Annotated in this window: 11 protein-coding genes; 5 read left to right on the top strand and 6 right to left on the bottom strand. The window is 67.2% G+C overall.

The window, feature by feature from the left end:
* Positions 1–201 precede the first annotated feature (201 nt).
* From F1609_RS02205 to F1609_RS02185, 5 genes are all read left to right on the top strand, one after another.
* Positions 202–4,008: an Ig-like domain-containing protein gene (locus tag F1609_RS02205; protein ID WP_167074214.1), complete on the top strand. Its 3,807-nt coding sequence runs from the start codon at positions 202–204 to the stop codon at positions 4,006–4,008.
* Between the two features lie 280 nt (positions 4,009–4,288).
* Positions 4,289–5,089: an ABC transporter permease gene (locus F1609_RS02200; protein WP_279401140.1), complete on the top strand. Its 801-nt coding sequence runs from the start codon at positions 4,289–4,291 to the stop codon at positions 5,087–5,089.
* Positions 5,089–6,309 (top strand): ABC transporter ATP-binding protein, encoded by a 1,221-nt coding sequence (locus tag F1609_RS02195; RefSeq protein ID WP_167074212.1) that lies wholly within the window; start codon positions 5,089–5,091, stop codon positions 6,307–6,309. The genes F1609_RS02200 and F1609_RS02195 overlap by 1 nt, the downstream gene beginning before the upstream one ends.
* A complete protein-coding gene (locus F1609_RS02190; protein ID WP_167074210.1) occupies positions 6,306–7,790 on the top strand; it encodes a class I SAM-dependent methyltransferase in 1,485 nt (494 codons plus the stop codon). Before F1609_RS02195 ends, F1609_RS02190 begins: the two co-directional genes overlap by 4 nt.
* Positions 7,790–11,629, top strand: coding sequence for a glycosyltransferase (locus F1609_RS02185; RefSeq protein WP_167074208.1), 3,840 nt, complete (start codon positions 7,790–7,792; stop codon positions 11,627–11,629). Before F1609_RS02190 ends, F1609_RS02185 begins: the two co-directional genes overlap by 1 nt.
* On the opposite strand, the gene F1609_RS02180 is transcribed toward F1609_RS02185, so the two are convergent.
* From F1609_RS02180 to F1609_RS02155, 6 genes are all read right to left on the bottom strand, one after another.
* Positions 11,626–12,837 carry an alginate O-acetyltransferase AlgX-related protein gene (locus tag F1609_RS02180; RefSeq protein ID WP_167074206.1) on the bottom strand — a complete coding sequence of 404 codons (1,212 nt, stop codon included), beginning with the start codon at positions 12,835–12,837 and terminating at the stop codon, positions 11,626–11,628. The two genes, F1609_RS02185 and F1609_RS02180, sit on opposite strands and share 4 nt — an antisense overlap.
* A 1-nt stretch (position 12,838) precedes the next feature.
* Positions 12,839–14,248: an MBOAT family O-acyltransferase gene (locus tag F1609_RS02175; RefSeq protein ID WP_167074204.1), complete on the bottom strand. Its 1,410-nt coding sequence runs from the start codon at positions 14,246–14,248 to the stop codon at positions 12,839–12,841.
* An 89-nt stretch (positions 14,249–14,337) separates the two neighbouring features.
* The gene (locus F1609_RS02170) at positions 14,338–15,540 is read right to left on the bottom strand and encodes a hypothetical protein (protein WP_167074202.1); all 1,203 of its coding nucleotides are present in this window, start codon (positions 15,538–15,540) and stop codon (positions 14,338–14,340) included.
* A 1-nt stretch (position 15,541) separates the two neighbouring features.
* Positions 15,542–16,966, bottom strand: a complete 1,425-nt coding sequence (locus tag F1609_RS02165) for an MBOAT family O-acyltransferase (protein ID WP_167074200.1) — start codon at positions 16,964–16,966, stop codon at positions 15,542–15,544.
* Positions 16,967–17,105: 139 nt separating this feature from the next.
* The gene (locus tag F1609_RS02160; protein WP_167074198.1) at positions 17,106–18,287 is read right to left on the bottom strand and encodes a hypothetical protein; all 1,182 of its coding nucleotides are present in this window, start codon (positions 18,285–18,287) and stop codon (positions 17,106–17,108) included.
* A complete protein-coding gene (locus tag F1609_RS02155; RefSeq protein WP_167074196.1) occupies positions 18,284–20,035 on the bottom strand; it encodes a hypothetical protein in 1,752 nt (583 codons plus the stop codon). The genes F1609_RS02160 and F1609_RS02155 overlap by 4 nt, the downstream gene beginning before the upstream one ends.
* Positions 20,036–20,038: the final 3 nt, after the last annotated feature.

Genomic DNA, 20,038 nt, shown 5'->3' with positions numbered 1-20,038 from the left:
GCTGGAACTTGGAGAAAATCAAGAACTGTGGAAAACGGGAAAAGCGGTGTGTGGTGCGAATGCATCGTCCCGCCAGACTGTTCAATTGTGCGGATAAAGCAACGGATTTGTCGGGTGTAAGATGAATTGTCATCTCAACCCCGCCGGAGAAACATCAGCAGTGCGCGGGGCGGCCCTACTCACCAGCAAGGAGTCCGTTCAATGCCTCAACCGACCTATGACAGCGCGAATGGCTATATCGCTGAAAACTTTTTCAGCTTGTTTTACAGCATCGCGCTCGACGCCGCCAATCCCCCGCCGACCAGCGCCTTTTCAGTCAAGATCAACGGAACCGGCACCACCGTGTCGGCGCTGTCCATCGACAGCGCCACGAAAATGGTCAGGCTGACCTTCACCGCCAACGCCCTGACCGCCGGCGACATCATCGAATTTACCTATACCGACCCGACCCCCAACAACGACGCCAACGCCGTGCAAGGCCTGGACGGCAGCGACGCCGCCACCTTTTCCGCCAGCACCATCGTGATGGGCGGGCGGCCCGGACCGGCCGCGCCGCCCTTGCCGACCCTGGCCAGCGGCAGCGACAGCGGCACGCCCGGCGACGGCATCACCAATGTCGGCATCCCGACCGTGAGCGGCACCGCCCTGCCGAATGCCACGGTCAAGCTGTACGACACCGATGGCACCACCCTGCTGGGCAGCATCGCGGCCGACGGCAGCGGCAACTGGAGCATCACCAGCAGCCTGCTGGGCGACGGTAGCCACACCCTGAAAGTCACCCAGACCAACGGCGCCAATGAGACCTCGCCCCTGAGCGCCGGCCTGGTCCTGACCATCGACAGTAGCGCCAGCGCACCGACCCAGCTGGCGCTGCAGGCCGGCAGCGACAGCGGCATGATCGGCGACGGCATCACCAATGTGGCCGCCCCGTCCATCACCGGCACGGCCGAGCCGAACGCCACGGTACGCCTGTACGACACCGACGGCACCACCCTGCTCGGCACCGCCAACGCCAACGGTGCGGGCAGCTGGAGCATCCCCAGCAGCAACATGGTGGAGGGGCCGCATACGCTCACCGTCAAGCAGACCGACAAGGCCGGCAACATCTCGCCCGCGTCCAGCGGCTTCGCCTACATTCTCGACACCATCGGTCCGGTCGGCATGGCGCTGAGCACCACCTCGGTCGACGCCAGCAGTGCCACCAATGGCAGCACGATCGCCACGCTGTCCTCGACCGACATCACCAGCGTGCAGTACGGCTTTGCGGTCGGCAACGGCACCATCGACGCCGACAACGCCAAGTTCAGTATTTCCGGCACGGGCCTGGTGGCCAGCCAGAACCTGCCGATGGGCGCGTACCACATCTACCTGAAGGCGACCGACGCCGCCGGCAACGACGCCTTCCAGATCTTCACCATCAACGTCACCAATACCCCGAGCGTGAGCGCCATCGTGCGCGCCGGCGGCGCCGCCGTCGCGGTCCCGGCGGCGACCACGGCGGTCAGCTACGCGGTCACCTTCAGCCAGAGCGTGACCGGGGTCGACGCGGGCGACTTCACCGTGGTCACCAACGGCACGGCGGCGGCCGGCATCACCTCGGTCACCGGCAACGGCGCCAGCTACACCGTGACAGTGGGCGGCCTCGGCGGCGACGGCAGCGTGCGCCTCGACCTCAATGCCAGCGGCACCGGCATCCAGAATGCCGGCAACGTGGCCATCAGCGGCGGCTACGACGGCGGCGAAACCTATGTGCTCGACCATACCGCGCTGGCGCCGTCGGTCCCGTCGATGACCAGCGCCACCGACAGCGGGGTTTCCGACAGCGACGCCGTCACCAGCAACGCCACCCCCGAGTTCAAGGGCCAGGCCGAACCGGACGCCACAGTCAGGCTGTACGATAGCGACGGCATCACCCTGATCGGCACCGGCGTGGCCGACGGCAAGGGCAACTGGAGCATCCCCAGCAGCACCCTGGCGGCCGGCCAGCATACCGTTACCGCGCGCCAGACCGACCTGGCCGGCAATGTGTCGTCCGCCAGCGGCGCGCTGACCGTTGTCATCGACAGCGGCGCCGCGCCGCTCGGCGCACCGGTGCTCACGCCCAAGAGCGACAGCGGCGCCGTGGGCGACAACCTGACCCGCTTCGCCACCCCGACCCTGAGCGGCACTGCCGAACCGTATGCAAGCGTGGAGCTGTTCGACAGCGATGGCGTCACCTCGCTCGGCAGCGCCAGCGCCAACGAAAATGGCGTGTGGACCATCAGCACCAGCCTGCTCGCCGATGGCAGCCATACGCTCAGCGCCCGCCAGACCGACAAGGCCGGCAATGTGTCGGGCGCCGGCGCCGCCCTGACCCTGCTGATCGACACCGGGGCGCCGGCCGCGCCCGCGGCGCCGCTGCTCTCGCCCGCCAGCGACAGCGGCGCGGCCGGCGACCAGATCACGTATGTCAGCACGCCGCTGCTGAGCGGCAGCGCCGAGCCGCATGCCAGCGTGACCTTGTACGACGGCGATGGCGTGACGGTGCTGGGAAGCGCGCTGGCCGACGCCGGCGGCCAGTGGAGCATGACCACCCTGCCGCTCTCGCTCGGCTATCATGCGCTCACGCTCAAACAGGCCGATGCGGCCGGCAACCTGTCGCCGGCCAGCCCCATCATGGGCCTGTTGATCGAGGCGCCGCCGCTGCCGCCGGTCATTCCGGTGCCGCCCACGCCAACGCCACCGGTGCCGGTGGTGGCGACGGTCGATGGCGTGCCAGTGTCGACCGTCGCAGTGACCCTGCCGGGAGGCGCCAACGGTACCCGGACCGTCATTCCGGTGGTGAGCGGCGAGCGCGCGGAATCGAATGGCGGCGCCAGCACGGCCGACATCGCGCTGGCCACCGGCAGCGGCGCCAACCTGCTGCTGGCCCAGCTCGCACCCGGTGTCGGCCTGACTGCCAGCGGCGGCCCGAGCCAGGCTGCCGGCAATTCGACCGAGCACCTGATCCAGGCCATCCTGGCGTCCACGCCGAGTCATCCGGCGGCCGACCAGTCTCACCTGACCGGCAACGGCGTGGTCTTCCTGGGCAAGCTGGGCGCCAGCCTGCCCTTGCTGGTCGAAACCATCGTGGCCGTCGGCGCGGCCAACAGTGCAACGGGCGCCCTGACCCTGACCGGCACCAGCAGCGCGACCCAGGCCACGGCGCTGGTGGTGGACGCCACCGGCCTGGCGCCCGGCAGCCAGATCGTGCTCAATGCGGTCAATTTCGCCGCCATCGTCGGCGCCGCCAGTGTCAGCGGCAATACCGACGGCCAGATCCTGACCGGCGACGCCGCCAGCCAGGCGTTTACCAGCGCGGCCGATACCGCCTACGTGTTTGCCGGCGGCGGCGGCGACAGCCTGCGCCTGGCCTGGGCGCCGGGCAGCGCCACCAGGGCGGCGGCGGCCGAAGCGGCGCCCGCGCCGGCGCCGACCATCCTGCATGGCGGACTCGATGCGGATAGCGGATTTTTTATCGGTAACAGCAGCGACTACACCATCGCACGCCACGAAGCGTACGTGACCATCACGCCCAAGGACCAGCCGCAGCGCACGGCGCTGGCGATCAATCTGGAAGCCCTGGTGTTTTCCGACACCACCATCGTGCTCGAGCAGCGCAGCGAACAGAGCGCACTGGCCGGACTGTACAAAAGCGTGCTGGGACGCCAGGCCGACTACCAGGGCTTCGAGTTCTGGTCCCAGGCCGAGAAGAACGGCGTGAGCCTGGGCCACATTGCGCTGGAAATCATCAGTTCGCCCGAGGCGCAGCTGGTGAACAAGGCGCCCTTCAACGGCTTCATCGCGCACGACCTCGAGCTGCTCTACCAGAACATCTTCGGGCGCCAGAGCGATGCGCCCGGGCTGGCCTTCTGGCGCGCGGCCATGGAGCAAGGGGTGAGCCTGGAGCATGTGGCCGACCAGTTCCTGCGTTCACCGGAAATCGCGGCGCATGTGGTGGCGCCGCTGCAGTGGGACTTTATCGTCTGAGGCGCGGGCCGGGCAGCGCGCAAGCTGCCCGGCGCTTCGACACGGCGGCGCACGCCCGTGCGGCCGCCCCTTCCGTCATGGCGGCTCACGCCGTGTTTTTTGCGCCGTTGTGGCGCAAAAGCTGCATGCTATAATCTTCCGCCCCGCAGCCCCGGCAAGACCCGGCGCGAGCTGTGATTTCCCATATGCCTGATAAAACGACCCACACCATGACCTTGCCGTTCGCCGCCCGTGCGCCTGCGCTTTCCACCAGAGACCACGCGCACCGCGCCGCGCGCGCATGATCTCGCTATCGATGTTCCGCGGTGTCTGGCGCTACCGCGGCTTCGTGCTCGGCAGCGTCAAGCGCGAATTCCAGTCCAAGTACCGCAATTCCCTGTTCGGCGCGCTCTGGACCGTGCTCAATCCGCTGGCCATGATCACCGTCTACACCGTGATCTTTTCCGAAGTCATGGGCAGCCGCCTGCAAGGGGTCAATTCGACCTTCGCCTACAGCATCTACCTGTGCGCCGGGGCGCTCACCTGGGGCCTGTTCGCCGAAATCACTACGCGCGCCCAGACGGTGTTCATCGAAAACGCCAACCTGATCAAGAAGCTGCAATTTCCACGCATCTGCCTGCCGATCATCGTGGTGCTCAACGCCTGCGTCAACTTCGCCATCATCTTCGGCCTGTTTACCGCCTTCCTGGTCTGGTCCGGCCACTTTCCGGGCGCGGTCTACCTGCTGCTGTTCCCGGTGCTGGCGCTGCAGATCCTGTTTTCGATCGGGCTGGGCATGGTGCTCGGCGTGCTCAACGTGTTCTTCCGCGACGTCGGCCAGTTCTTCGGCATCCTGCTGCAATTCTGGTTCTGGTTCACCCCCATCGTGTACCCGGCCACGGCCTTGCCGAAAGCGGTGCGCGAGCTGCTCGTCTTCAATCCCATGGCCGCCGTGATCGGCGCCTACCAGACCATCCTGGTGCACGGCCGCGCGCCGGACTGGGCCGGCATGCTGCCGATCGCCATCCTCACCGTGCTGTGCTGCGTGATGGGTCTTTTACTGTTCCGCAAGCGCTCCGGCGAAATGGTGGATGAACTCTGATGGGTACCATACGCGTCAACCAACTGGGCAAGGCCTACAAACAATACGGTAACCGCTGGGGCCGGCTGGTGGAATGGGTCCTGCCCTTCCTCGGCCAGCGCCACCGCCTCAAATGGGTGATCCAGGATGTCAGCTTCCAGCTGGCGCCAGGCGAAGCGGTCGGCATCATCGGCATCAACGGGGCCGGCAAGAGCACCCTGTTGAAACTGATCACCGGCACCACCACGCCGACCACCGGCAGCGTCCAGATCACCGGCCGCGTGGCGGCCCTGCTCGAACTGGGCATGGGTTTCCATCCCGATTTCAGCGGCCGCCAGAACTGCTTCATGGCCGGCCAGCTGATCGGCTTGACCGTCGATGAAATCAGCGCCCTGATGCCCGAAATCGAAGCCTTTGCCGACATCGGCGAGTACATCGACCAGCCGGTGCGGGTGTACTCCTCGGGCATGCAGATGCGCCTGGCCTTCAGCGTGGCCACCGTCAAGCGGCCCGACGTGCTGATCGTGGACGAAGCGCTGTCGGTCGGCGACGCCTACTTCCAGCACAAGAGTTTCGAACGGATCCGCCAGTTCCAGAAGCTCGGCACCACCTTGCTGATCGTCAGCCACGACCGCGCCGCGATCCAGTCGATCTGCGAACGCGCCCTGCTGCTCGACGGCGGCCGCCTGGCCTCGCAGGGCAGCCCGGAACAGGTGATGGACTACTACAACGCCCTGATCGCCTCGCGCGATGGCGCCGGGGTCGAGCAGGTGGTCACCGAAGCGGGCCGCACCCAGACCAGTTCCGGCACCGGCGAAGCGAGCGTGACCCGCATCACCCTGGAGGACGAGGCCGGACGCGCGCTCGAGACGGTCAACGTCGGCGCCGCCGTCACCCTGAGCATTGAGGTCAAAGTGCATCAGCCGGTGTCGCGCCTGGTGCTCGGCTACATGATCAAGGACCGCCTCGGCCAGCAGATGTACGGCACCAATACCCACCACATGGATATGGTGCTCGACGACGTGGCGGCCGGCGAAGAGATCACCTTCCGCTTCGCCTTCCCGCTCAACCTGGGCGAAGGCAGCTATTCGCTCACCACCGCGCTGACCAGCGCCGAAACCCATTTGGGCGGCAACTACGAGTGGCGCGACCTGGCCTTCCTGTTCATCGTCATGAACATGAACCGCAAGTACTTTGTCGGCACCAACTGGCTTGAGCCGCGCGTGGAGATCCTGCGATGAGCGACAATTTTTACCGCGCTTTTGAGGACCGCTACCGCGGTTCGCGCGACCTGATCAAATCGCGCCTGGCGGCGTACGCCCCGTTTTATGCCCCGCTGGCCGCACTCTATCCGGGCGCCAGGGTGCTCGACCTGGGCTGCGGGCGCGGCGAATGGCTCGAACTGCTGGGCGAGCAAGGCTTCCAGAGCTTCGGCGTCGACCTCGACGACGGCATGCTGGCGGCCTGCCGCGAACGCGGCCTGCAGGTCGAGCTGACCGACGCCCTCTCGGCCCTGCGCGCCACGCCTGACTCCAGCGTGGCCATGGTCTCGGCCTTCCACCTGGTCGAGCACATTCCCTTCGAGATGGTGCAGGACCTGATCCGCGAAGCGCGCCGCGTGCTGCTGCCGGGCGGCCTCCTGGTGATGGAAACGCCGAATCCCGAAAACCTGGTGGTGGGCGCGTCCAGCTTCTACATGGACCCCTCGCACCTGCGTCCGATTCCGCCGCCGCTGCTCGACTTCGTGGTCGGCTTTGCCGGCTATGCGCGCCAGAAGGTGCTGCGCCTGCAGGAAGCCAAACAGCTGCACGAAGGCCATCCGATCGGCCTGATCGACGTGCTCGACGGGGTCAGCCCCGATTACGCGGTGGTCGGCCAAAAAGACGCGCCGCCGGAGGTACTGGCGCCGTTCGGCGCGCCGTTCGCGGCCAGCTACGGCATTTCCCTGTCCGACCTGGCGCTGCGCTTCGAGGAACAGGACAGCGGCCGCCGCGCCGAACTGCACCAGGCGCTGGGACGGCTGGGCGACCGCGTCGGCCGGCGCGAGCAGGCCGACAGCGCCAACTTCGACACCCTGCACAAGGGCCTGGCGCGCGTCGCCGAGGGCGTCGAGAACAATCGCCTGCGCCACGACGCGGTCGAGCCGCAGCTGCATGCCTTGCACGCGGGCGCCGCACAACTGCGGCTGCAACAGCGAGAACAGGAACAACGCGAGCAGCAAGCGCAACTGGCGCACCTGGCGCTGCAAACCCAGGCCGCCGCCTTCCAGGACAGCCTCAATGCGCTGGCCCAGCGCACCGGCGCGGCCGAGGAACGCGCCGCCCAGCACCAGCGGCGCGTCGAAGAACTGTTGGACAGCACCTCGTGGCGCGTCACCGCGCCGCTGCGCATGGTCACCGGCTACGTTTACCGCCTGCGCAACGCCGCCCGCGACGGCCGCATCGTACCCGGCATCAAGCGCCGTTTCACGCCGCCGCTGCTGGCCCTGATGCGCGCCCTGCTGCGCCGTCCGCGCGCCAAGCGCACCGCGCTGGCCATGCTGCGCCGCTTTCCCGGCCTGCACGCGCGCCTGTACGGTGTGCTCAGGCGCGGCAACAACCCGCCGCCGCCGCCGCCGCCCGCCGCGCCATTCCCGCCCAGCGCCAGCCTGGACGACCTGACGCCGCGCGCGCAGCGCATCTACCAAGAACTCAAACAAGCTATCGACTCAAGGAAGAACTGATGCGCATTGTGATCGACCTCCAGGGCGCCCAGTCGGAAAGCCGCTTTCGCGGCATCGGCCGCTACTCGCTGGCCCTGGCCCTCGGCGTGGCGCGCAACGCCGGCCAGCACGAGATCTGGCTGGTCCTCAACGGCGCCCTGGGCGCCTCGATCATCGACCTGCGGCGCAGCTTCGCCGGCCTGGTGCCGCCCGAACGGATCCGCGTGTTCGACATCCCCGGTCCGGTGGCCGAAATCGAAGCGGGCAACAGCGGCCGCGCGCGTGCCGCCGAACTGACGCGCGAACACTACATCGCCCAGCTGCGCCCGGACGCGGTGCTGGTCACCAGCCTGTTCGAAGGCTTCGTCGACGACGCCGTGGTCTCGGTCGGCGCCTTCGCCGGCGCCGAGCGCACGGCGGTGGTGCTGTACGACCTGATTCCGTTCTTGAATCCCGAGGCTTACCTCGGCAGCGCCATCCAGCGCGTGTATTACGAGCGCAAGATCGCCTCGCTGCGCAGCGCCGGCCTGCTGCTGGCCATTTCCGACTACTCGCGCCAGGAAGCGATCGACGCGCTGGCGCTGGCGCCGGACTCGGTGCACGCCATCTCCACCGCGGTCGACGACACCTTTTGTCCCGACGACACGCAGACGCCGGAACAGGTGGCCGAACAGGAAAGTGAACTGCGGGCCCGCTTCGGCATCAACCGTGGCTTACTGATGTATGCGCCGGGCGGCTTCGACGCGCGCAAGAACATCGATGGCCTGATCACCGCCTACTGCCTGCTGCCGCCGGCCCTGCGCGACAGTCACCAGCTGCTCATCGCCAGCAAACTCGGTGAGCGCGACCGCGCCGACCTGCTGGCCCACGCGGCCAAGCGCGGCATGGAAAAGGATCACCTGATCCTGACCGGCTATGTCAGCGACGCCGACCTGATTGCCCTGTACCGTATCACCGACCTGTTCATTTTCCCGTCGCGCCACGAAGGCTTCGGCCTGCCGGCGCTCGAAGCGATGGCCTGCGGCGCGATCGTCATCGGCGCCAACAACACCAGCATTCCCGAAGTGGTGGGCTGCGAGGAGGCGCTGTTCGACGCCGACCGCCCGCAATCGATCGCCGAGAAAATCGGCCAGGTGCTGCAAGACCCGGCCCTGCGCGAACGCCTGCGCGCGCACGGGCGCGCCCAGGCCAGGCGCTTTTCGTGGGACGAGAGCGCGCGCAAGGCCCTGCGCGCGATCGAGCTGCGTTTCGGCGCGCCGCTGGCGCCCGTGGCAGTGGCCAACGCCGTGGCCACCCCCGTGGCCGATGCAACGGCCGGCGCGCCGGCCCGGCGTCCGCGCCTGGCGTTCGTCTCGCCGCTGCCGCCCGAGCGCACCGGCATCGCCGACTACGCCGCGCAAGTGCTGCCGGCCATGATGGCGCATTACGAGATCGACCTGATCGTGCATCAGCCCAAAGTGGTGCTGCCGGAGGCGCTGGCCGCCCTGCCCCAGCGCGACCTGGCCTGGTTCGAGCAGAACGCCGGCCAGTTCGAGCGCATCGTCTACCAGTTCGGCAACAGCCCGTATCACAGCCACATGTTCGGCATGCTGGCGCGCCATCCCGGCGTGGTGGTGCTGCACGACTTCTTCATCAGCAGCGTGCTGGCCTACGAGCAGCTGGCCGGCGGCATTCCCAACGCCTGGACCGACGCCCTGTTCCACTCGCACGGCATGGCCGCGCTGCTGGCCGGCCTGAAGGTCGAGCGCGCGCTGGAAACGCGCAGCCTATATCCGTGCAACCTGGCCGTGCTGCAGCAGGCGCGCCGGGTGGTGGTCCATTCCGACCATGCGCGCACCCTGGCGCGCCACTGGTACGGACCGCTGGCGGCGGGCGACTGGAGCGTGGTGCCGCTGCCGCGCGCCCTGCCCGCGCCGGGCGACCGGGCCAGCGCCCGGCGCGCGCTGGGCATCCCCGACGACGTGTTCCTGGTGTGCAGTTTCGGCTTTGTGGCCAACACCAAGCATACCCAGGAATTGCTGGACGCCTGGATCGACTCCAGCCTGCACCGCGACCCGCGCTGCGAACTGGTGCTGGTCGGCGAAAACGACGGCGGCGAGTACGGCAAGCGGATCGCCGCCACCTTGTCCGCCGGCGGCAAACGCCTGCGCGTGGCCGGATGGACCGACGAAGCGGTCTACCAGCAGTACCTGCACGCGGCCGATGTCGGCGTGCAGCTGCGCTGCCAGTCGCGCGGCGAAACCTCGGCCGCGGTGCTGGACTGCCTCAATTACGGTTTGCCGACCATCGTCAACGCCAACGGCTCGATGGCCGAACTGGCGCCGGACGCGGTGTGGGGCCTGCCCGACCTGTTCACCCAGGACCAGCTGCGCGAGGCGCTGGAAGGCTTGCACGCCGACCCGGCGCGGCGCGCCGCGCTGGGCCGGCGCGCCCGCGAACTGCTGCACACGGTGCACAGCCCGGCCCATTGCGCCGCCCTGTACGCGGTGGCCATCGAAGAGGCCTATGCCGGCGCGCCGGGGTCGCGCGCCGCTTTGATGTGCGCACTGGCGGCCCAGCCGGCGCTGCATCACGACGACGCGCTGGTACGCATGAGCGCCCAGTGCATCGCCGCCGCGCCCGAGGCGCTGGCGCCGCGCCAGTTGCTGGTCGACGTCACCTCGACTGCGCGCCATGGCCTCAACACCGGCATCGAACGGGTGGTGCGGATGCAGTTGACCGAACTGCTGGCGCGCCTTGAACCGAGCCTGCGCATCGAGCCGGTCTACCTGGCCGAGCACAATGGCCGCATCGAATACCGCTATGCGCGCGAGTACGCGCGCACCCTGTATGGCATCGATTCGCCGCTGCCGTCCGATGAAGCGGTGGAAGTCAATGCGGGCGACCGTTTCTACTGCGCCGACTATGCGCCCGGCGCGGTGCTGGCGGCGGCGCGCGAAGGCCTGTTCGCGCTCTGGCGCGCGCGCGGGGTCGAAGTCACCTTCCTGATCCACGACCTGCTGCCGGTACTGCGTCCCGAATTCTTCCCGGAAGGCGCGGACGCTGGCCATGAAGCCTTTTTGGCCTGCATCGCGGCCAATGCCGACCGCCTGCTGTGCATTTCAGGCGCGGTCAGGAGCCAATTGCAGGACTGGCTGGCGCAGGCCGGGGCGCGCCTCGACTTGCGCGGCCCGCTCAAGCTGGCGGTGCTGCACCACGGCGCCGATTTCGGCGCGCCGCAGGCGCCGGCAGCGCCCGCGGTCAGCGCCAGCGCACGGCGCGACGGTCCGGCCACCTTCCTGATGGTCGGCACGATCGAGCCGCGCAAGGGCCACCTGCAGGCGCTCGACGCGTTCGAGGTGCTGTGGCGCGAAGGCGTCGAGGCGCGCCTGGTGATCGTCGGCGCGGAAGGCTGGACCCCATTGCCGGCAGCGGCGCGGCGCACCATACCGCGCATCGTCGAGCGCCTGCGCGGCCACCCGGAACTGGGCAAGCGCCTGGAATGGCTGCAAGGGATCGGCGACGCCGAACTGCTGGCGCTGTACCAGTCCAGTTCCTGCCTGCTGGTGCCGAGCGAGGGCGAAGGTTTCGGCCTGCCGCTGATCGAAGCGGCGCGCTACGGCTTGCCGCTGCTGGCGCGCGACCTGCCGGTGTTTCGCGAGGTGGCCGGCACGCACGCGGCTTACTTCAGCGGGATGCACGGGACCGAGCTGGCGCAGGCGCTGCGCACCTGGCTGGCCCAGCGCAGCGCCGGCACCGAGCCCGATTCGGCCGGCATGCCGTGGATCACCTGGCGCGACAACGCCGGCCAGCTGCTGGCGGTGCTCGACGGGCGCGGCGGCGACGTGCCGTGGAACCCGGCCGCGCCAGGAAAATCCTAAGCCTTCGGCAACGGCGCCGGCAACAGCGGCTCGGTCCCGAAGCGCAGCACGTTGTTCAGGACGCCGCCATCGTGATACAGGAACAGGATGTCGGTGCCGGCGCGCTCGCGGTACATATAGGCCTTGAACGCCTCGAGCTGGGCGGGCGAGAGCCGGCCCACGTCATTGGTGGCGAACTGCTCCACGCGGGCATAGTAGCGCGCGTACCAGGCCGACACTTTCGAGCCGAACGAGTCCGACACGATCAGCAGGCGCCGCTGCGGCGCCCTGGGATTGTCAAAGCGGCTGACGTCGCGCAGGATCGCCGCGATGTCGGCAATCTCGGGGTAGCACGCGGCGCCCCAGCAGCCTTTCACGCCGGATTTTTCCAGGTCCGGCTCGATGGTTTCGCTTTCCAGCAGGACGCCGTCGAACAGGTGCGACACGTCGGCCCGCTGGATCCGCCTGTTCTGCGCCAGCGCGGGCGCCTGGTCGAGCGGACGCTGCCAGAAATGGGTCAGGGACAGGCGCGCTACCTGGTCGAGCCCGTCTCCGGTCCAGTGGAACCAGGTCTTAGGAAACAGCAAGGCGCTCTTCTTGATCTCGCGCATTTCCCTCAATGGATAGAACATGGCGGCGGCCGCCGTCCGCTCGATCCGCGGCGACTTGATCATGTCGTCGATCGGATTGACCTCGCTGCCGCATTCGCTCTCGAGAAAGCGCGGCACGTCTTCCGGATAGACCTGCGGGGCCGAGGGCACCACCAGCAGTTTCGGGTCCAGGCCGGCGCCGTGAAAGGCGCGGAACAGGCGGTTCAGGTGCGCCACGGTGGCCTGGTCCGCCGTGGCCCGGCTGCAGACGGTGGTCAAGGCCTGGTACGGCTGCATGCTGGTGTTATGGGCCGAGAGAAAATAGCGGCCGTGGCGCCCGGCCGCCATCTGCACCGTAGGAAACTCGCGGAACAGCTTGAAGCGCAGGCGGTTATTGTACTGGAGCAAGGGAAGCCGGTAGCCGAAATGGTCGTTGATCCAGGCGTCGAGCAGGGGCGGCGTCTCCAGCAGCTCGGCGATGCCGGCCGGAACCGGCGGCAACGGCTTGCGGTTGGGGTTGGGGTCGGCCGGCTTGGTGACGGCGTCGTACACCGAGATCAGTCCCGGCAGCGCGAGCAGGGCCACCAGCGCGATCTTGCCGGCATTGCGTCCCAACATGGCGAAAACAGGGTTGCGCATATCAGAAGCGGTAATAGATGAAGGGATTGTAGGTGCCGGCCGCCAGACTGGCGATGCACAGCAGCGCCAGCGCGGCGGTCAGCGCGGCATGGCCGGCATGCACCAGCACGCCCGCAGCCGCATCGGACGTGGCGCCCTCCTGTGCGGGATGCGCGCTGCGCCAGCGCCAGCAGGCCAGCACCGTCCCCACGGCCAGCGCCAGCAGCGCGCTGCTGCCGACATCCATGCGGTATGGACGAAAATAGGTTTCAGCGTCGTGGCCGCCGAACATGACGCCCAGGTACTTGAGCGCATACGGCACGTTGTCGGCACGAAAGAACACCCAGCCGATCATCACGCACAGCATGGTCCAGGCTTGCGCCACCACGCCCGGCAGGCGCGCCAGCAGGGCCGTGCCGCCGAGGCGTTCGAGCACCAGCAGGGCGCCGTGCCACAGGCCCCAGATCACGAAGGTCCAGGCCGCGCCGTGCCACAGTCCGCACAGGAAGAACACCAGCGCCAGGTTGACGTAAGTGCGCACTGGCGAAACCCGGTTGCCGCCCAGCGGAATGTAGACGTAATCGCGAAACCAGCTCGACAGGCTGATGTGCCAGCGGCGCCAGAAGTCGGTGATCGAGGTGGCCGAATACGGGCGGTTGAAGTTGGGCGGATAGCTAAAGCCGAGCATGTGGCCGATGCCGATCGCCATGTTCGAGTAGCCGGCGAAGTCGAACAGGATCTGGATGGTGTAGCAGGCGATGCCGACCCAGGCCGCGGCCGCATCCAGCTGGGCGGGGTCGTTGGCGAAGACGTTGTCGGCGCCCAGCGCCACCGAATTGGCGATCAGCACCTTCTGCGCCAGGCCCAGCACGAACAGGCGACACCCCATCCACAGGCGCGCATTGGTGATGCTGCGCTGCTCGACTTCACCGGCGATCTGGCGGTAGCGCACGATGGGGCCGGCGATCAGTTGCGGGAACATGGCCTTGTACATGGCAAAGCGCAGCAAGCTGGTTTGCACGCCGATGTCGCGGCGGTACACGTCGATCAGGTAGGAAATGCCCTGGAACACGAAAAAAGAGATCCCCAGCGGCAGCACGATGGCCGGCAGCGCGCCTTCGCGCAGGCCGATGGCGTTCAGGATGCCGGCGAAAAAGCCCAGGTATTTGTAATAGCCCAGCATCACCAGGTTCAGCCCGATTCCCAGTCCGAGCAGGGCCTTGCGGCTCCCGGCGGCGCGTGCGATCAGGCAGCCGAAACTATAGTTGAGCAATGCCGACAGCAACAATAGCGGCACGAAGCGCGGCTCGCCCCAGGCATAGAACACCAGGCTGCCGATCAGCAGGACGGCATTTCTCCAAGGTAAAACGTAATACAGCAGCAAGAAGCCGGGGAAAAAGTAAAACAGGAAAACGGCTGAACTGAAAACCATGATGTCTCGTCACATTGAAACAACGGCGGCGCGCCGGGGGCATGCCGCCCGGCAGGCGTGGGGAAGTATCACACGTCCAGCGCGCTGCCTCAGGGTTTGGGTGCTGCCGGGCCCGGCAGGATTCCCTGGGTCCCGAGCAGCAGCACGTCGTACATGGCGCCGCCGTCGTGATACACGAACAGGATGTCGGTATTTTCCCGGTCACGGTAAATATACGACTTCATCGATGCGACCTGCTGCGGGTTGAGCTCGTAGGTGTGGGTCGTGCAGAAATGCTCGACCTCGCCGTAATAGCGCGCATTCCACTGCGCCAGCTTGGCGCCGAAGGAATCGGAAATGACCAGCAGGCGGCGCTTGGGCGCGTTCGGGTTGTGGAAGCGGCTGACGTCGCCCAGCACGCGCGCCACGCCCGGCATCTCCGGGTAGCAGTCGGCGCCGTAGCAAGCCTTGATGCCCGACGCGCCATGGTCCGGCTCGGTCAATTCGGTGTCGAGTTTGACGCCGATGACCATGTGCCCGAGGTCCGAGTGGCCCATGTAGGTGCGCACCTTCAGCGGCGGCTGGTCCAGCGGGGTCTGGAAGAAGTGGCTCAAGGTCAGGCGCGCGACCTGGTCGATGCCCTCGCCGTTCCAGTGGAACCAGGTCTTGGGGAACAGGGTCGCCGTTTTCCTGATCTCGCGCATCTCGTTGAGCGGATACAGGATCGACTTGCGCGCTTGCGGCAACAGCTCGGGCGAGGCCAGCACACGCGCGGGGGGCGTGTCGGTGCTGGTGCATTCCTCGACCAGGTCGGCCGGCACATCTTCCGGATAGACCGCCGGAGACGACGCCACCACCAGCAATTTGGGGTCCATGCCGGCCGCGTGGAACGTGGTAAACAGCTTGTTCAGGTAGGGAATCGTGCTGGCGTTGGCCTTGCCCTTGCCGCATACGGTCGTCATGGCCTGGTACGGGCCGACGGTCTTGGCATGCGCGGCCATGAAGTAGCGCCCGTTCTGGCCGTAGGCCAGCTGAACCGACGGAAACTCGTGGAACAGGTAAAAGCGCATGATGTTGTCGGCCATGATGAACTGGCGGCGAAAGCCGAAGTGATCGCTCACCCAGGCCGTGACCTTGGGCGGCATCTCCACCAGTTGCTGGAACGTATGGGGACGCGCCGGCAGCGCCGTCAGGTTGGGGTCGTCCGGCCTGCGGGTGGCCTTGATCGACATCAGCGCCGGCACCGCCAGCATGAAAATAATGCAGATTTTGGCCGTGTGCCGGCCCACCTGTGCGAGCATCGTCGAGCCCATGTCAGAACCTGAAGTAGATAAACGGATTGTAGGTCCCGCCCGCCAGGCTGCTGATGCACAGCAGCCCCAGCACGGCCGTCGCCAGCACGCTGGCGCTGTTGGCCAGCACGCCGCTGCGCGGAGCGACGATGGCCGGGACCGCCTTAGCTTCGAGCTTCTCGCCCGGTGCGGCGCGCAAACGCCAGCAGGCGAGCACGATGCCGATGACCAGTACGATGGTGGCGGTGGTGGTCATGTTGTGGCGCCACGGATGGGCGTCGACCAGGCCATCGTAGCCGCCGAACATGCTGCCCAGGTACTTGAGCGCGTACGGCACGTTGTCGGCGCGGAAGAACACCCAGCCGATCATCACGCACAGCATGGTCCAGGCTTGCGCCACCACGCCCGGCAGGCGCGCCAGCAGGGCCGCGCCGCCGAGGCGTTCGAGCACCAGCAGGGCGCCGTGCCACAGGCCCCAGATTACGAAGGTCCAGGCCGCGCCGTGCCACAGGCCGCACAGGAAGAACACCAGCGCCAGGTTGACGTAAGTGCGCACTGGCGAAACCCGGTTGCCGCCCAGCGGAATGTAGACGTAATCGCGAAACCAGCTCGACAGGCTGATGTGCCAGCGGCGCCAGAAGTCGGTGATCGAGGTGGCCGAATACGGGCGGTTGAAGTTGGGCGGATAGCTAAAGCCGAGCATGTGGCCGATGCCGATCGCCATGTTCGAGTAGCCGGCGAAGTCGAACAGGATCTGGATCGTGTAGCAGGCGATGCCGACCCAGGCGCCGGGGGCGTCGAGCCGGGACGGATCGACCGCGAACAGCTGGTCGGCCGGCAAGGCTACGTAGTTGGAGATCAGCACTTTTTGCGCCAGGCCCAGCACGAACAGGCGGAAACCCATCCAGATCCGTTCATTGGTCAGCGAGCGCTGGTCGACTTCGTGGGCGATCTGGCGGTAGCGCACGATCGGGCCGGCGATCAGTTGCGGGAACATGGCCTTGTACATGGCAAAGCGCAGGAAGCTGCTTTGCGCGCTGATGTCGCGGCGATACACGTCGATCAGGTAGGAAATGCCCTGGAACACGAAAAACGAAATCCCCAGCGGCAGCACGATGGCCGGCAGCGCGCCTTCGCGCAGGCCGATGGCGTTCAGGATGCCGGCGAAAAAGCCCAGGTATTTGTAATAGCCCAGCATCGCCAGGTTCAGGCCGATGCCCAGCGCGAGCAGCACCTTGCGCTGGCCGCCGGCGCGCGCGATCAGCCAGCCGAAGCTGTAGTTCAGGAAAGCCGAGAGCAGCAGCAGCGGCACGAAGCGCGGCTCGCCCCAGGCGTAGAAAAACAGGCTGCCAACCAGCAGGACGGCATTTTTCCATGGCAGGACGTAATACAGGAGCAGGAATGCAGGGAAAAAATAGAACAGGAAAACGGCCGAACTGAAAACCATAAAATGTCTCGTCAGATGAAAACGGCGTCGTTGCGGCGCTGGATAAGCGCGCGATTATAGCATCGCCTTGTTGCAAAATATGGATAGTTGCCAAGAAACAATCAAGAGAAATGGCGGGTCAACGCGGCGACGGCGTCCGCTACGGCAGCATGTTTTCGGTTCCGAGGCGCAAAGTATCGTACATGGCGCCGCCGTCGTGGTACAGGAACAGGATGTCGGTGCCGGCCGGGTCGCGGAACAGATAGGTTTTCAGCTCGGCCATGTGCTGCGGCGAGAGCTGGTCGACCCGGTTGGTGGCCATGTGCTCGACCTGGCGGTAGTAGCGCGCATACCAGGGCGCGATCTTGATCCCGAAGGAGTCGGAAATGATCAACAGGCGGCGCGCCGGCGCGCGCGGATTGTCGAAGCGGCTGACGTCTTGCAGGATGCGCGCCGCCGCCACCTCCGGATAGCAGTCGCGCCCGATGCAAGCCTTGACGCCGGAAGCGTCCAGGTCGGGTTCGACGACCTGGCTCTTGAGGCTCACGCCCACGAACAGGTGCGACACATCCGAGTTCACGCGCCGGCTGCGGGTCGCCAGCGGCGGCCCCTGCTCCAGCGGACGCTGCCAGAAGCGGGCCAGGGTCAGGCGCGCCACCTCGTCCAGCCCGGCGCCGCTCCAGTGGAACCATGTGAGCGGGAACAGGGTCGCGCTTTTCTTGATCTCGCGCATTTCCTTGAGCGGATAGAGAATATTGCCTGACGCCGCGGGCAGCAGTTCGGGCGCTGCCAGCACGGCGCTCACGGCGGTCTGCTCGGCGGCGCACTCGGCCACCAGCTGGGGCGGCATGTCTTCCGGGTGGACCGCCGGGGCCGACGGCACCACCAGCAGTTTCGGCTGCAGTCCGGCGGCGTGGAAGGCGCCGAACATCTTGTTCAGGTAAGGGATGGTGCTGGCATTGGCCACGCCCTTGCCGCACACGGTGTGGATGGCCTGGAAGGGCGCGCCCTTGGCGCTGTGCGAGGCGAGGAAATAGCGGCCGTGCTGGCCGACCGCCATCTGGTTGGTCAAGAATTCGTGGAACAGGTGAAAGCGCACGATCGTGCCGAGCCGGATGAACAGCTTGCGCCCGCCGAAATGGTCGGCCATCCAGGCGTCGAGCTTGGGCGGCGCAGCGGTCCAGTCCGCGAAGCTGAGCGGCCGCGCCGGCAGCTGCGCCAGGTTGGGGTCGGCAGGCTTACCGAGGGCGCGCTGGACCGACAGCAGCGCCGGCAGTCCCAGCAAGAGAACGATCCAGATCTTGGCCGCATGCCGGCCTAAGCGCGCCGAGATGGCGCTCACGGCAGCCTGGCCGCTTCGCACAGCTGATACGGATCGCTGGCGCCGCCGCCGAAGCGGGCGTCGTACACGACGCAGCTCGCTTCATCGAAGCCGAGCTGGTAGCGTCCGAGCACCTGCTGGCCGGCGTCGTACAGGCGGCGCAGGCGCTGCGCGGTCTCGGGCTCGAGCGCCGCGGCGCCCCTGCGCGGGCCCAGCGGCAAGCCGGGAGCGGTGATCATCACATACAGCGGGCCACGGCGCGCGGCCACCATCTGCGCCACGCGCTCGGCGAAAGCGGGCGACTCGGGAAAGCCCGAGCCGAGCGCGGCGAACGCCAGGCGGTTCGGAAAACTCGGCACCAGCCACGACATCGGCGGGTCGCCATGGACGGTAAACACCATGCTCTGCTCCGGCTCGGCAAACGCCGGCACCTGCACGGTGAAACTTTTCTCGCCATTGTAGTGATGGCCCCAGTCCACGCGCGGCAGGCCGGCGATGGCCGAGAGCACGATGCACCAGGCGCCGATGGCGCGCGCCACCGGCAGGCTGCACAGGCGGTGCAGCAGCAGCCACAGCACCAGGGGAGCGAGCAGTTCGAGCGGCACCATGTAGCGGTAGATCCCGAACAGCTTGAGCCAGATCAGGTACGAGAGCGCGAAAAACACCAGCAGCAGGCGCGCGCCGGGGGTCTCGCCGGCCGTCGCGATGCCGCTGGCGGGCGCGGGACCGGGCGCCGCCAGCCACAGGCGGCGCAGGCGCTGCGCGATCAGCGCGAGGAAGGCGATGTAGAGCAGCGGCCAGATGATCTGGGTCATCGGCAGTTCGATCACGCGGCGCGAATTGAAGGTGAAAATGAAAGGCCACAGCAGCGCCTCGAGCGCGTTCTTGGGCACCCAGCCCATGTCGGCCACGGCGATCTGCGAGGCCAGCGGCGCCTTGAAGATATTGTTAAATTGGGGGAACAGGGGATTGCCGAACTGCGTCCACATCAGCCAGTACCAGTGGCCGGCGGTGGCGCCGATGCCGGCCAGGGTGCCCAGCCCGAACACGAAGGCGGTGCTAAAGCGCCGCCACAGCGACACGCGCAGGGTCAGCAGCGCCAGGCACAGGGCCAGCGCATAGTTGGCATTGGTCAGCTTGAGCCCGGTGCCGGCGCCGATGATCAGCCCGGCCAGGGCGGCGATCAGGGCCGCGCGCGCGCCGCCGGCCAGCAGTTGCGGCCACTGGCGCAGCAGCAGCGCGATCGCGCCCAGCACGGTCAGCGAAGTCAGGTTGTCGCCCATGGTGTTGCCGAGCTGGGTCAGGAAGGAAAACCCCATGCAGCCGGCCACGCCCAGCAGCAGCGGCAGGCGGTAGCGCGTGGTGGCAAGCGCGGCCGGCTCGCCGGCGCCCAGCACCTGGCGCACGATCAACACCAGCAGCACGAAATTGAAGCCGTGCAGGAAACCCATCACAAAACCGGTCACGCGGGTCGGAAAATGCGAGGCCAGTCCGTAATACAGCAGGTCGATGGTGGGATTGAAATAGCTCTGGAACTGGCCCGGGTTGAGGTCGAAGCCGATCTTGTCGTTCAGGAAGGCGTACGGGTTATACCAGTGATAATTGCGCAAATCCCAGTTGGCGTCCTGCCCCAGCGCCATCGACACCAGGCCGGCCACGAACGGCCCGGCCCACATGGCCAGGCGCAGCAGGCGGGCGCGGTCGAGCCCGTCCCACAGGCGCAGTACGCCGGCGTCCACACGCGAAAAAGCCCGAGTCACGACATTCATGGA

It is taken from the genome of Massilia aquatica (assembly GCF_011682045.1).
Taxonomy (GTDB): domain Bacteria; phylum Pseudomonadota; class Gammaproteobacteria; order Burkholderiales; family Burkholderiaceae_D; genus Telluria_A; species Telluria_A aquatica.
Note: the sequence above shows the minus strand (reverse complement) of the source record. Positions and strands in the feature narration are given on the sequence as shown.

Bases quoted from the DNA above. Each gene is read 5' to 3' on its own strand.
- F1609_RS02205 (WP_167074214.1), top strand. From the start codon at position 202: ATGCCTCAACCGACCTATGACAGCGCGAATGGCTATATCGCTGAAAAC.
- F1609_RS02185 (WP_167074208.1), top strand. From the start codon at position 7,790: ATGCGCATTGTGATCGACCTCCAGGGCGCCCAGTCGGAAAGCCGCTTT.
- F1609_RS02165 (WP_167074200.1), bottom strand. From the start codon at position 16,966: ATGGTTTTCAGTTCGGCCGTTTTCCTGTTCTATTTTTTCCCTGCATTC.
- F1609_RS02190 (WP_167074210.1), top strand. From the start codon at position 6,306: ATGAGCGACAATTTTTACCGCGCTTTTGAGGACCGCTACCGCGGTTCG.
- F1609_RS02175 (WP_167074204.1), bottom strand. From the start codon at position 14,248: ATGGTTTTCAGTTCAGCCGTTTTCCTGTTTTACTTTTTCCCCGGCTTC.
- F1609_RS02180 (WP_167074206.1), bottom strand. From the start codon at position 12,837: ATGCGCAACCCTGTTTTCGCCATGTTGGGACGCAATGCCGGCAAGATC.
- F1609_RS02155 (WP_167074196.1), bottom strand. From the start codon at position 20,035: ATGAATGTCGTGACTCGGGCTTTTTCGCGTGTGGACGCCGGCGTACTG.
- F1609_RS02170 (WP_167074202.1), bottom strand. From the start codon at position 15,540: ATGGGCTCGACGATGCTCGCACAGGTGGGCCGGCACACGGCCAAAATC.
- F1609_RS02195 (WP_167074212.1), top strand. From the start codon at position 5,089: ATGGGTACCATACGCGTCAACCAACTGGGCAAGGCCTACAAACAATAC.
- F1609_RS02200 (WP_279401140.1), top strand. From the start codon at position 4,289: ATGATCTCGCTATCGATGTTCCGCGGTGTCTGGCGCTACCGCGGCTTC.